This is a genomic window from Limihaloglobus sulfuriphilus (assembly GCF_001999965.1).
Taxonomy (GTDB): Bacteria; Planctomycetota; Phycisphaerae; order Sedimentisphaerales; family Sedimentisphaeraceae; genus Limihaloglobus; species Limihaloglobus sulfuriphilus.
The window spans coordinates 2555199-2568896 of the sequence record NZ_CP019646.1 but is presented as its reverse complement, the minus strand read 5'-3'; the positions used below and the strand labels follow the sequence as shown (position 1 = coordinate 2568896).

Sequence of the window (13698 nt, the reverse complement as noted above, 5' to 3'; positions counted from 1 at the left end):
CAATTCCTGGTTATTCTTATTACTCATCAACTATTAGTTCTTAGTTTTTAGTTTAACTATATCAGTCTGTATTCTGCCTCTTTGAGGTATCGTTTGTTGAGCAGCTCCACCAGCTCACGTATCAGGTTTCTTCTTATCGCCAGCTCATCGGGCAGTTTGGGATCCTGATGCGCCTCGTTAATCTTGGTGCCTACAACAAACTCGATAATGTCGCTCTCAAGCAGCATAGAAGCCAGTCTTACCGCCGCGTCTTTGGCGAGCCGTTTTAACTCCGCTGAACCGCTGAGAAGTTTCATTGTCTTGCTCAGCGTAATTGTGCCCTCTGTTACCAGGTCAAAGCCCTTGAGCTTTGAGGCGGGCGGCACATCGCTGTAAATCTGATTCAGGTCAACCTCCACATCGCGATCGAGTTCACGGGCGATTATTTTGGCGGTAGTTCCGCCGCAGATAATCTTGCGTCCTTCAAATGCGTCGGCTTTCAGGGCAAGATCCGAATCCATTTTATTGTCGTATGGCGGGCCGGTCATAACCAGCAGCCGCCGCGGCCTGCGGAAATTTATCACCGCACAGGTTATATCGTCTTTGGCCTTGAGCCCGTCATTTTTCTCGGCACGCTCAACAATGTCCTCGGCGAGTCCCTGGGCGGTCAGCTCTTTGCCGGCTTTGCAGCGGGCGGCGACAAAATCCGCGGCACCCTCGAAGCCCCAGCCGAGCGGCCTTACCCGGCTGCCCATGCCCGATTGTGTTACGCCGTCGCTGAAGAAAATCATCCTGTCGCCCTCACGCGCCTCGAATGAGCTGTACTCGAGTTTGCGTTTTCCAAGGCCGGCTGCCTCTATTTCAAACGCCGTCTTCTCTGCCTTTGCCGGATTGTCACCGCGGAGCAGTATATAAGAGGGGTTATCGTATTCAATTATGCTGACCTTGCCCCCGCCGCTTATATCGACGATGGTAAAGGTGCTGTAACCGACTTTTCTTCTGCTGCATACCGGAAGGGTACGCATGATTATCTCGGAGGCCTTTTTTACGTCTATATCGCTTTTGACATATTTCAAAGCCATTGTTGATGTCATCGTCGCAAGCACATTGGCCTTTACCCCGCTGCCCAGGCCGTCCGCCAGAACACATATTGTCCGGCGGCCCCGGGCCGGCTTCTCGGAGAGAAAGACATCGCCCCCGGCGGCCTGGCCGTGTTTCTTTATCTGGCTGTGAAACACCTCTACGTATATGTTGTCAGTCTTGAGCATCGGGTTTCTCCAAAGGCTGGGCGGTAAAGGTATTCACTATTGAGTTGAGTATAACTTCAGAGTCGGCGGCGTTTTCCCCGAGCAGGTACGCGATCTGCTGTACAGTCTGGAGGTTCTTGGCGATAACCTCTCTGGCGCGGTTTACGATCTGTTCCTTGTGCATGGCAGGAGCGGTGATATCCTGGAGGAACCCGCCCACAAGCCGATGCGGCTCGATAGTGAAAACGCATAGATGCAGAATGCTGTTGTTGAATTTTATGTCTTTTTCCGCGGTCTCACTGCCGCTCTCGAGAACATTTCTGAAAAGCTCGGGAGCCGGGAGCAGCTTAGCTATGTCCGCCCCCGCCATTCCCGGCCTTGAAAGGAATATATTTAAAACGTCTCTGCCCAGCAGCTGCGCGAACCGCTTGTTGCATTCGATGACTTTCATGTTCTCATCGACCATAACAACCCCGCCGGGCATTGTACGGATAAGAGCGTCAACCTTTTTGTTTGCCAGCTTCCGCATATAACCCAGACACATCTGCGGCTCGGCTTTGCCTTCTAAAAGTGCCTGTGCGAACTGCCGGCACGTTTCATAGCCGCAGCCGCCGCAATTGAGCTCATCGGCAGGACTGTACTTGCCGACCTTCTCAAGTGCGTTGAAGATGTCTTCCCGGCTGAAGCTGCTCTGTGCGACCGGCTCTGTCTGCCATTGGCAGTATATATCAAACTCCGGTTCGCGCTGTGTGTATTCCGCCGCGTCAAGCTCTGAAATAATCTCAAGCCGCTTTGAAACGGTTCCTCCTTCGCGTGAAACCAGCGGGCCGTTCACACAGCCGCCCTCACAGGCTAGCAGCTCGAGAAACAGGGGCCTGGCAAGTTTTAGCCCTTCGAACTCGCTCAGCGCCGCCCTGATATTGCCGACGCCGGAGAATGTCATGAACCCGCTCTCGGTAACACCGCAGCCGGCCTTTATGCCCTCGATCATGCCCCCGTCAACGGGGTAGAGCCGGCCCTGATTCGCCCTTTCGGGGATAAAACCGTCATTCTCCAAAAATGAATCGCCGCAAAGGCCGCTCTCGAGGTTTATACGCTCTCTGGCAAACCACTCGTGCAGCTCACGAAAGCTCAAGGCGGCAGAGAGTAGATTGGGATATCTGTCAGCTTCGATTTTTTTGGCTATGCACGGTCCGACAAACACGATTTTTGTGTCTTCGCCGTAGATTTTTTTAAGCATCTTCGCGTGCGTCAGAGCGGGAGAATATACCGGAGTTACACAATCGGCGAAATCAGGATAATATTTTTTTACCAGCTCAACTACAGAAGGGCAGGCCGAGGATATATGTATCCCGGGCTCGGCGGTCTTGAGGTATCTGGCGATATTTGCCGAGACCTCCTCTGCGCCGATAGATGTTTCAGATACGCCGTAGAAGCCCAGCCGTCTCAGTCCCGCCGCCAGCACTTGAGGCTTTGTTCCGGCGAATTCAGATACAAAGCTGGGAGCCAGTGAAACGATAACCCTTTCGCCGCCGCTGATGAGCAGCTTAACCCTCTCGAGGTCTGTGCGGACTTTTTTTGCCTCTGCGGGGCAGTTCTTTACGCACTTGCCGCAGTACACACACTGGCTGTCCATCACTCTGGCATGGCCCTCGAGTATCTGGATCGCTTTCACATCGCACCTGCGAAGGCACTTGTAGCAGTCCTGACACTGTGCGGATTCTGTGTAAATTGGCTGTAAGTAGTTCATTTGGTTACCGTTTAAATAAGTTTAGAATATGTCGATTATGAGATTGAGCCGCGGGTAAACTCTCCCGCCAAACCCTTTAGCCGCGGTTTTGATTTTTCAGTTCATTTTCTATAAGCTCAACCGCCGCGGCGGCTGTAATACTGCCGTAAGGGCGGCCGTTTATAACAATATTTGGCCCATGATGGCAGTTGTTCTCGCAAAGACTGCCCTCGAGCCGGATAAGCCCCTGATCCTGTGCCACCTGAAAATGGCTTCGGATACAGGCAAGCGTATCAGAGTTGCCCCGGGCAAAACACGAGCTGCCCATGCATATGCGAACGTGAACCGCCTTATCAGCCATTCTCTGCGGCCTTTCTTTGTGCTTTGGTCGCAAGCCTCGAGGATATCTGGGCATAGCCGGCGGCCAGGTCGGTACGTTCTACTATCACTTCGTCGGGGACGATGATTTTTGTCGGCGTAAAGTTCCAGATCGCCTCGATGCCGTCACTGACAAGCCGCTCGGCGGTCTGTTGTGCCACCTCTACAGGTACGGTGAGTATTGCCAGCTTGATGTGCATTCGGCCGATAAGGTTTTCCAGACGGTCAATGCTGAGAACCTTTACGCCGCGGATTTCTGTTCCTATCTTGTCAGAGTCATTATCGAACGCCGCGACAATGTTGAGCCCGTTTTCTATAAACGGCTCATATCCGATCAGGGCCGAACCGAGATTACCCGCACCGATAAGGAACGCCTCTTGTAGGTTGTCCCAGCCCAGCAGCCTCTCGATCGCCGCGGCAAGCTCTTCTGAGCAGAACCCCAAACGTGGCTGGCCGACAACGCCGGTCGCGGCCAGGTCCTTGCGAACCTGTATGGCCTCGGTGTTGAGCTTTTCAGCTATAAATGTGCTGCTGAGGGTTTTCTCGCCCATCGCAATCTGCTGTTTTACCAGACTAAGGTAAAGCGGCATCCGCCTGATGGCGGCCTTTGATATAGATTTTATTTCTTTTGTTTCCATTTTCGCGTGCCTGATATTTAGTTTTTTATTTAATAGATATTTCCTTATCGATATATATTACTCGATATTTTATTATCGGTTCGCGGCATTTCAAGCACTTTTTGAAAATTTTTTAATTTTTTGTTAAAAATGGCGGAAAATTGATTGTGTTTAGAGTTCAAACTTTAGTTTGTTTCCCCGTCGTTTGGTGCCTGGTAACAAGCTAAAGCCTGGACTCTTACAATCTTATGCCGGCGCTTGCACCCGCACTCCCCAAAAATGATACACACGCAATGCCAGTATCTGTCAGGGCAGGCTGACTATGATTTTTTTATAAACAATTGTTAATAAATACCTTGCACACAAAAGAAATTTAATCCTTTTATTTGCTCTCTTCGGAGGCACCTGTTTTATTTTCGCTTTTGTCCCACATCCAGACTGCGGCGGATACAAACCAAACTACGGTGCAGATGCCCATTATTAACTTTACTTTGTCCAGTTCCATTATGCCTGAAAGATACAGCAGCGAAGGTACAATCAGCATTACAAGTGATAGTAATGCGGCTGATTTTGCAATTTGGGTTACCATGCGTCAGCTCCTTTTTTGTCTTGATATATCTTACTGAGGATTATATATCCGGCCGCGGCGATAAACCAGCCCGGAAGGCTTACGAAAAATATCTGCACCCCGGCAAATTTTACCAGAACCACACATATTAACAGCGTTCCCAGCCATGCGATGCCGGCCGCCCAGTTAAACAGTTTTCCGCTGAGCTCGGCGTAGTTGCTCTTCAGCCCGAATCTCTTCATCAGCCAGAAGTCAACGAATATCACAGCTCCCATCGGCATAAGAACCATTCCATAAAGAGCAACAAAGCCCAGAAGTTTCATTGCTATCGCGGGAAACATTCCGGCAATTGTTGCCGCCGCACCTGTTGCCAGAGTCACCTTAAACCGTGAGACATTCGGCATGATTGCCTGAAAAGCAAGCCCCGCCCTGTATATTGTCGGGTTTGCCGTGGTCCAGCCGGCTATTATAACACATATTATCCCTGCAACGCCGGCCACTCTAAATGCCATCGGCCCGGGCAGCACATTCGTATCGGCGGGATCAAGGTGGAGCTGGTAGGCATAAAGAATAGAAGCGGAAATCCATGCCATAAAATGACCTACATACATTCCCGAAGCTGATGCCAGGCCATACCATGATTTTTTTGCGTACCTGAAAACACTCAAATCGCTCATTCCAATATGCATCGCCATATTGCAGAACCACGCAAAAAACGTCACATGCCAGAAAGTGAATTTAACCTGTCCCGCAAGCGGTTCGCCGCCTCGCCATATATGCACCTCTGCCAGATTCCAGATATCAGAAAGCCCTGATATGTCTTCGCCGGTTATGTCGATAAAGTTTTTTAATCCTATAATACCAAACGCAGCAAATACAAGAACCATCCAGGGCGAAGCTATATTTGCGAACCTGGCAACAATTTTGTACCCGTAAGCAGCTACAACCGCTATCAAACCGCCGACAAAGAGAACCGCAATTACCCAGCCGACGCTGTTGGGATAAAGATCATTGAGCCCCGGCATAGGAAATTTGAACCAGACACCGATCGCCGTCGCCGAAACGGTTATCATAGAGCCGGCGAGAAAACAGAACATTATGCCGTTTGCCAGGTTATACAAAACCACCAGGTTCTTGCCGCATATCTTTTCAAGCTGATAATACAGCGTGAGCCGGGCTCTTGTTGCTATTGGTGCGCACAAAAACATCCAGCTCAGTACCGCCAGCAGATTGCCCAGAACCAGCCCCCAGATCAAATCGAATATACCTACCCCGGCAGCAACGAATAACGGGCCTATCATCAGCTCAGTGCCCGCGCAGTGCTCACCGGCGTACATACCGATAAAATCCTTGAAATTGAGCAAGGCACTATCAGGCACCCGCTGACGTTCAAATTCGTTTACCACATCGCTTGCACCTTCTGAATTATTCACATGATCATTTTCTGCCGGCATAATTATACCCCATAATTTTTAATTGTTTATAAACCGGATTCATAGTTTCTCGATTGCTCTGTCTGTAAGAGTCCGCACTTCAGTGTGTCCTGTCTGTGAGGTTTAACACGCTCAAGCGTGAACTCTAACAGATTACGCTGCTCCACGTTCCGCGAAGTTTCCATCTTCTCAACCATCCGACCCTTGTTGTCATAATAATACATCCAGGGATAATCCATCGTATTGTCGTCCTTCATAATCCGCCTGCTAAGGGCATCATAGCAAAACTGAGCAACTGCCGTGCTCTGGCCGTTTTCACTCCTGTTAAGGTAGAATTTAATAGCTTTTTAATTTTACTTATTCATAGCATATTGTCGAGGAAATACCTTGGAGTTACAATTTTTGTGTTAAGAAACTGGCCTATTTTGAGCAAATGTTTATCACCGCTTATGATATACTTACTTTTGGCCGCAATTGCACAAGCAAGGAATTTGTCATCGTCCGGGTCCTCGCAGATCACTTCATTAAATGAATACGAAGGAACCAGCTCAGCTTCGATAAGGAGTAGTTCCCAGAAATAATCAATATCGGTACTTTCGAATTTCTCCGACAGGGTTTCAATAACTCTCCGATATTCTTCAATTATCTCTTTGGTGACAGCAATATGAAGCCGGTCATCCTGCCAGGCCTTGAGAATACTATACGGCGGTCCACTAAAAAAGATGCCCGAAACAAAGACATTTGTGTCAACCACAACTATAGGTGTTTTCACTTTCTGCCTCTAACTTTAGCGATCGCATTGGAGATATCTTTGGGCTCTAAGCCGGCTTTTTTCGCTTCCTTACGTGCTTTAGAAATCAAGCTGCTGAACTCTTGCTTGGAAGGGGCAGAGATTGCTTTGAGAATAACAGCATCTTTTTCCCCTAAAACAAGAAACTGGCAGCCGTTCTCCAAACCGAGTGCTTTCCTAACAGATTCAGGGATCACGACTTGCCCTTTAGAGGACATTTTTGTTGTAGCAAAATTTGTCAACATAAGAAACCTTTCTTAATAAATAATCTTACCAGTAAGATTTTACGGGTTTGACGGCACTTATTCAAGTGGAAACTAAAAATAGTTTTAGTTCTCATTTTTAAGCATGAAGGTATTGAAGGAATTGAAGTTTAAATCATAAGAAATTCTTTGTGTTCTTCATGAACTTCATGGTAATTTAAAATTCTTATCAGACAGGATTTACAGGATCAAAAGTTAAGAGTGATAAGTTAAGAGCAAAGAGTTTCGGCAGTATTTTTTCAGGTATATGTATCTGATTTTGTTTTATAACTTATTATTGTAAAGGGTTTTACACATAAAGAGAATTCTGTCGTTACGTATCTCCTTTACTTTCAAAACGTTACACTTGCTAAATCTGTATTCTTTAAAAGTATTATTCATGTTATCCGTTTTTTCGAGCCCGCGACAGGTGCTATAAACTTAAATACCGAGCCCAGCCGGTCACAACCTGTTCGTATTCGCTAATCACTTTACCCATCTTATCATAAATGAATCAGGTTTCAAGGATATAATACATTTAAACAGTAACCATAAAGTATTCATTTGCAATACCTTACAAAAACAAAGAGTCTCAACCCTTTTAATTTACCCCTTTTAATTTCCCCTATTCAGGATTTAAGACTCGGACAGCCTTCCACACGTAAAGTGCTTATAATAAAGATCTTGTGTGCCCGTAATGTTTAAAAAGAGACTTGACCACTTTGTTTCTTCGCCATTTGAGATATTTAATGACCATCAATTTCCACTAAGCCAGCTCTCGGCCAACACAATAAGATCTAAGTAATCGACATAACCATCACATGGTTCAGAAACATCTGCCGATGCTACACCTGGGGATGCCAGCCATTGTGATGCCAAAATTGTAAAGTCCCTTAAGTTTACAAGACCCTCACCTGTAATATCTCCTGCTATCAACGGAGTCAGTGAAATCATGTCTGCATAAATATTAACTGGCTCGTTTAAATTGTCGAAACTGAAACTCTCTCCACCGTCTTGATAAGCAATACCATTGACATACCACTTATTTACACCAAAACCCTCTTGAGGTTGAATTCGGGCATCTATGGAACTGCCTGTATCTTTCCAACCAGCAGGGTTTTCCACTATTGAACCTCCATAAGCAACATCCATAGAAACCATATATTGAGGATACCATTGCCATATTATGCAAGAGTCCTGTGTAATTGAAAATGAGGAATATGAGGTTTCCCTACCGCTTGGAGCGTCACCAGTCCCCTCAAAGCCGGAACAAATGAAACGCTGACTACCGTTGTCATCTGCCGGAGAATTAACACTTCCTTCTGGAACTATATCATTGACAACGTAAGAATAGCTGCCGATTTCAGGACTGGATTCCCCGTGTTCGGATACAATAGAAAAATTGATTTCAATTCCAGAAAATATCACAAATATATTTTTGGCATTTGAAATATTATTCAGTGATAAACTTACACCCCCATTTTGCACGTTAACGCCGTTTACAATCCATCTGTCAATTTCATAACTATTGTTGGGTTGTGCCGAGACGGTAATTGACGTACCCCTGTCATGCCAGCCTGATGGATTTAGGGTGAGGTATCCATTGTTACCTGCCGTAGCAGTCACCATATACTGAGGGTTCCATTTCCAGGTAATGGATGATTCTTCTGTAATTGCAAATGAGGTATAAGAATTTGTATTGCCGCTCGGAGCACTGCCGGTGCCATAATAGCCGGTACATATATACCTTGTTGTATTTGTTTGATCTGCCGGCGATTGCACTGTACCAGGTGGAACACTGGCACCTGCTATGTATTTATATGTATCAGGTTCAGGAACTGGGTTTCCATGACTGGAGTTTAGTGTGAAATTCAGTTCATGCCTTGCAAAACCTGCATCAGCTTCTGAAAAATACATCTTTCCATCTACCTCGGTTCTGACTGAATAATAATAAGTACGTCCCGGTTCAATAGTTGTATCTTCAATAGTCTCTGCGTAAACTGCACTGAATAATATAGAAATATCTGATGAATCTGGCTGTGTTGACCTGTAAACAGTATATTGAGTTGCATTATTTATTGGCGTCCAGCTGATAACCACCTTCCCTGGGTACTCACCATCTGTTGCTGTAGCAATAATATCATCTAGAAGTACCGCTACATAATCAATTATGTAAATGTAATATTGAAGTTCGAGGCAATTTTTTTCATGATCATAAACTCTATAAGCTGATTTTAGCATATATGGAATAACTTGAGGAATAAGCCAATCATCAAGCCCACTATCAGACTTGACATATTTTAGTACAGCTTTTGAAATATCAAGCAATAATGCATCGAAATTTGAATATCTACCTGATGCAGCTCCAGCCGCTACCATAACTGGTTCTGGAAAAACAAAACCAAACACATCCCATATTTGATCTTCAATTGCTGCTTGTGCCTTATTTTTGATTTCATTTCGAATAGTTGTATAAACATTCATATAGCGATTATATATATCCAGTAATTTCTCTCTACTATAATTCTCAAACTCTCCCGATCTTATCAATATCCAGTCACGTTTTGCCGATGCAATATTAGGTATTTGAGGGCGATAATCAGTGCGAAGGTTTTCTGAAACCGTCAGAACATCATAATCCGTATCATTGGGTACTTGGTAGTCATATTCACCGTTGAATATATATGCAGAAAAAACAACTTCATAGGTATTTTCATCTCCCGGCAACGGATTGCCAGATCCTAATAATAATGAGTTGGAACCAGAACCTGTAGAAACATTACTGTTTGAATATAACAACTTTGGATATGTTGAACCATTCGGACCATAAGCAGTTGCATATATTTCTATTTTTGCGTAAGAATCTGTTTCCCATGAGAAATCCAGTGTTGTATTATATGCAACATGTCCATCAATAGGAATGTGCCACTTCCATGTTCCTCTGGGCATGTCGTCACTAGAGAGAGTTCCGAGAGGACTTGCTACCTTATCAATCGAAATGTAACTTTCTCCATAATCTGCGTTGTTGTGAATTGAAAAAATATCTGATATACCTTCATCTGTCGCTGTAATGGTATCTAATCTGAAAGTTACCTGCCCATCTCGATGTGTTAGTGTATTGCCGGTACCCACTGGCTCATCCCACAACCACACCCTTAAATAAGTATCATGTTCAATTTTTATATAAGCGGGAGGCAAACAATCTAAACATGAAAGTAAATCATTTAAATATAAATAATAACCCCAACATTCTTCAAAAGGAACTACATGATATGTTGTAGCTTTAAAAGAAACACAATTGCAAGCATATCTTCCCCAGGCGGGTTTTGGCGAACTCAAAGAAAAATTCGTTGTATAACCTGAAACATAAGATATTCTAGCCATACCCTCCGGGATATTGTAAATGCGAAGTTCATTGTTATATGAGGTATCACCATCAATGGTATATGTCCCAAACTCGCTATAACCTTTTGCAATGACCTTAACTCGATAGAACGAGTTGTTGGCTTCGGGCAGATCAGCCTTACTATCCCAGGCAATATGTTTGCCCCCTGAAGTAACGCCATCACCTATGTCTCCAGTAAGTGATGATGCCTCAACATCCCAAGTACTTCCGCTGTCATAACTAATTTGAAGACTAATTTCACAGTTACCATCACTCAAATCAGACAGAGTATAATAGATATCTACAAGTCCACTGCCATCTGTTCTTTGGGCAGCAGATACATTAGATACCTCAACACCAAAACTTCCGCAAGTTAAACAAAGAATAGTTAAGAGCAAAGTAAAGAGGGGAAGTCTCTTTTTGTTGAGTACATCATCTATGTTCTTTATTGATAACCTTTTACATTTCAAGCTATGGTTGTATTTTAAAGTATTATACATATAAATCCTATTTTGGTCTTTCCCGCTGGGCATTTACAGCGGAGAGGAATTTTCGCTCTGTCAATGTCAACCGAGACGGTTGACCTGCTTATGGTCATCCGCCCCTTGTTGTCATAATAATACATCCAGGGATAATCCACCGTGTTGTCGTCCTTCATAATCCGCCTGCCCAGGGCATCATAGCAAAACTGAGCAACTGCCGCGCTCTGGCTGTCTTCAATCCTGACAAGCCGACTTTCATAGTCATAAGTGTAGGTATAATCTTGTATATCCTCAGTCATGTTGCCGGCATTATCATACGAAATCCCCTCATTGTCAATAGAATTATACTGGTTATTGCCCTCTCGGAATACAAAAGCTCTGCGTTTTAGTTTGCAATATACGCCTGACCTCTATAAAATAGGTTAAAATCAGTAATATTCAAAAAGAGGCGGTACAAATGAACGGACTTTTATACGCATATCTGATGGACGGCAAAGGCTCGGCCAAAAGACTGGACTGGGAATCTGTGAACAAATGGAAACCCCAGGACGGCCCTTTGTGGCTGCATTTTGACTATACAAGCCCCGAAACCATCGACTGGATTACCAGCAACAGCGGCCTCGATGAGGTTGTTATTGACTCGCTTCTCAGCGAAGAGAGCCGGCCCAGAGCAGCCATGGTCGATGGCGGGCTGCTTGCCGCGCTTCGGGGTGTGAATCTAAACCCCGGCTCAGACCCCGAAGACATGGTTGCGATACGTCTATGGGTTGAACAGGACCGGCTGATAACCACCCGCCGGCGAAAACTGCTCAGCGAAGATGACATAATAAAGGCTTTCGAGGCAAACCAGGGCCCTGAAAATACCTCTGAGCTGCTGGTGGAGATTGCCGGCAACCTCATCTCGAGGATGGGCGGCACAGTAGAGGAGTTCGAAGACAGGACTGCTCAGATAGAAGAAGATATCATCGATACTGAAAGTTATTCATTGCGTTCCAAGATATCCGAGCTCCGCCGCGAGGCGATAATGCTCCGGCGGCATCTGGCCCCGCAGCGGGAAGCAATGACACGGATTCAAACCGAAAAAATAGCCTGGATGCAGGACCGCGACAGGGTTTATCTGCGGGAAATCACAGATCAGCTGATGCGGTTTACCGAAGATCTCGACTCTGTACGCGACAGGGCGGCCGTCAGCCAGGAAGAGCTCTCCAACCGGCTGGCTGAGCAGATGAATACCCGTATGTACGTTCTTTCCATCGTGGCTGCTCTGTTTATGCCGCTGGGTTTTCTTACCGGACTGCTCGGCATCAACGTTGCCGGCATACCCGGGGCTGAATACAGGTTCGCCTTCTGGGTATTCATTCTTTTCTTGTGTGCTGTGGTAATACTGCAGATTTTAATATTCAAAAAGAAAAAATGGTTTTGAAAAGACAGTTTCAGGTATCAGAATGAAAATACTATCAACAGAATATCCTAAAAAGCTCGCATTGGCCGCGTTTTGTCTCGTGCTGGCCGGTGTTTGCGGCGCAGAAACTCTGGAAAAACAGGAGAACAAAATGACATTGCAATTGTGGCAGAGTGAAATTCCTTTCTCAAAGGGCGGCGCAGATGCAGATATACCCTCGATGGACTTTTATCCGGCCCCAGCTCAGCCGTCTTCGAAAGCTGCGGTTATTGTCTGCCCGGGCGGCGGCTATGCCAGGCTCGCCGATGACCACGAGGGGGTGCAAATCGCGGAATGGCTAAACAGTATCGGCATCAACGCATTTGTGCTTACCTACAGGCTGCCGGCAAACGGATACCGTCACCCCGTTCCCCTGGCAGATGCCCAGCGGACGATACGCACTGTCCGCTCAAATGCGGAAAAATGGGATATTGACCCCAAAAGGATCGGTATTCTGGGTTTTTCCGCCGGCGGGCATCTGGCATCAAGTGCCGGCACACATTTCAATGATCCGGTAAAACTGCCCGGCAAGACGGACCCCGTTGATGCGGTTTCATGCAGGCCGGACTTCCAGGTGCTGATCTACCCCGTGATCTCCATGAAGAGCGGCATTGGCCACATGGGTTCTCGCCAAAAGCTGCTCGGCAGCGATCCCGAGCCCGAGCTGGTTGAGCTTATGTCAAACGAAATGCAGGTTAGAGCCGATACCCCGCCGGCGTTTCTGGTTCATGCCGGCGATGATAAGGGCGTCTTGCCTCAAAACAGCCTGCTCTTTTACCAGGCCTGTCTCGATGCCGGCGTTGCCGCTGAAATGCACATATATCTCAAAGGCGGACACGGCTTTGGCACGCGGCCTCAGGCCGGCCCGGCATCGCAGTGGCCCGCGGCGTGTGAGGACTGGATGAAAGAAATTGGAGTTTTATCCAAAGAATGAACACAAACTTAACTATTGTAAGATGTTACAAATGTATGTTTGAAAGGCTTCAACCCGTATCGCGGCGAAAAGCAGCAACAGTATGAAACAGATACTTATAATTAGCGGATTTATATCTGTGGGGTTGGGTGTGCTTGGCATGTTTATCCCTCTGCTGCCAACCACGCCGTTTCTGCTGCTGGCGGGGGTATGCTTTGCCAGAAGCTCGCAAAAAGCGCACCACTGGCTGCTCAACAACCGCATCTGCGGCGAGTATATCAGAAACTACCGCCAGAATAGAAGCATCAGGCTCTCCCACAAAATCTCCGCGGTTTCGCTGTTATGGATTACTATAGGCTATTCTGTGGTGTTCGCCCCGCTGCATTTCACGGTAAAAATACTGCTGCTGATCATTGCTGCCGCCGTATCAAAGCATATCCTCGGCCTCAACACCTATGTTCCCGGAAAAACATAAACCAGCCGCACTTTAGGGC

14 protein-coding genes are annotated in these 13698 nt (G+C 46.4%); 3 read left to right on the top strand and 11 right to left on the bottom strand.

The features are described 5' to 3' along the window. Positions 1 to 56: 56 nt before the first annotated feature. The 11 genes from SMSP2_RS09775 to SMSP2_RS09725 all read right to left on the bottom strand — a co-directional run bounded on the left by SMSP2_RS09775 (position 57) and on the right by SMSP2_RS09725 (position 11149). Positions 57 to 1247 carry a SpoIIE family protein phosphatase gene (locus SMSP2_RS09775; RefSeq protein WP_146683772.1) on the bottom strand — a complete coding sequence of 397 codons (1191 nt, stop codon included), beginning with the start codon at positions 1245 to 1247 and terminating at the stop codon, positions 57 to 59. After that, positions 1234 to 2976, bottom strand: a complete 1743-nt coding sequence (locus SMSP2_RS09770) for a [Fe-Fe] hydrogenase large subunit C-terminal domain-containing protein (RefSeq protein ID WP_146683771.1) — start codon at positions 2974 to 2976, stop codon at positions 1234 to 1236. The genes SMSP2_RS09775 and SMSP2_RS09770 overlap by 14 nt, the downstream gene beginning before the upstream one ends. A gap of 76 nt (positions 2977 to 3052) precedes the next feature. After that, positions 3053 to 3316 (bottom strand): (2Fe-2S) ferredoxin domain-containing protein, encoded by a 264-nt coding sequence (locus SMSP2_RS09765; RefSeq protein ID WP_146683770.1) that lies wholly within the window; start codon positions 3314 to 3316, stop codon positions 3053 to 3055. Then, entirely contained in the window at positions 3309 to 3971 is a 663-nt protein-coding gene (locus tag SMSP2_RS09760) for a redox-sensing transcriptional repressor Rex (RefSeq protein ID WP_146683769.1), read from the bottom strand. The genes SMSP2_RS09765 and SMSP2_RS09760 overlap by 8 nt, the downstream gene beginning before the upstream one ends. Positions 3972 to 4332: 361 nt before the next feature. Then, a complete protein-coding gene (locus SMSP2_RS09755; protein ID WP_146683768.1) occupies positions 4333 to 4539 on the bottom strand; it encodes a hypothetical protein in 207 nt (68 codons plus the stop codon). Then, positions 4533 to 5972 (bottom strand): purine-cytosine permease family protein, encoded by a 1440-nt coding sequence (locus SMSP2_RS09750; protein ID WP_146683767.1) that lies wholly within the window; start codon positions 5970 to 5972, stop codon positions 4533 to 4535. Before SMSP2_RS09750 ends, SMSP2_RS09755 begins: the two co-directional genes overlap by 7 nt. A gap of 26 nt (positions 5973 to 5998) precedes the next feature. Beyond that, positions 5999 to 6208 carry a hypothetical protein gene (locus SMSP2_RS09745; protein WP_146683766.1) on the bottom strand — a complete coding sequence of 70 codons (210 nt, stop codon included), beginning with the start codon at positions 6206 to 6208 and terminating at the stop codon, positions 5999 to 6001. A 104-nt stretch (positions 6209 to 6312) separates the two neighbouring features. Further along, positions 6313 to 6723 (bottom strand): putative toxin-antitoxin system toxin component, PIN family, encoded by a 411-nt coding sequence (locus SMSP2_RS09740; protein WP_146683765.1) that lies wholly within the window; start codon positions 6721 to 6723, stop codon positions 6313 to 6315. Continuing rightward, entirely contained in the window at positions 6720 to 6986 is a 267-nt protein-coding gene (locus SMSP2_RS09735) for an AbrB/MazE/SpoVT family DNA-binding domain-containing protein (protein WP_146683764.1), read from the bottom strand. The genes SMSP2_RS09740 and SMSP2_RS09735 overlap by 4 nt, the downstream gene beginning before the upstream one ends. 753 nt (positions 6987 to 7739) lie before the next feature. Next, positions 7740 to 10868, bottom strand: a complete 3129-nt coding sequence (locus tag SMSP2_RS09730; protein ID WP_146683763.1) for an InlB B-repeat-containing protein — start codon at positions 10866 to 10868, stop codon at positions 7740 to 7742. Further along, complete coding sequence (locus SMSP2_RS09725) at positions 10853 to 11149, bottom strand: hypothetical protein (protein ID WP_146683762.1); 297 nt, start codon at positions 11147 to 11149, stop codon at positions 10853 to 10855. Before SMSP2_RS09725 ends, SMSP2_RS09730 begins: the two co-directional genes overlap by 16 nt. A gap of 128 nt (positions 11150 to 11277) precedes the next feature. Between SMSP2_RS09725 and zntB the strand changes: the two genes are divergently transcribed. From zntB to SMSP2_RS09710, 3 genes are all read left to right on the top strand, one after another. After that, a complete protein-coding gene (gene zntB / locus SMSP2_RS09720; RefSeq protein WP_335621825.1) occupies positions 11278 to 12273 on the top strand; it encodes a zinc transporter ZntB in 996 nt (331 codons plus the stop codon). Between the two features lie 22 nt (positions 12274 to 12295). After that, on the top strand, positions 12296 to 13225 hold the full coding sequence (locus SMSP2_RS09715; RefSeq protein WP_222566319.1) for an alpha/beta hydrolase: 930 nt from the start codon (positions 12296 to 12298) through the stop codon (positions 13223 to 13225). An 82-nt stretch (positions 13226 to 13307) separates the two neighbouring features. Then, positions 13308 to 13679, top strand: coding sequence for a YbaN family protein (locus SMSP2_RS09710; RefSeq protein ID WP_146683760.1), 372 nt, complete (start codon positions 13308 to 13310; stop codon positions 13677 to 13679). The last annotated feature ends 19 nt before the right edge of the window (positions 13680 to 13698 follow it).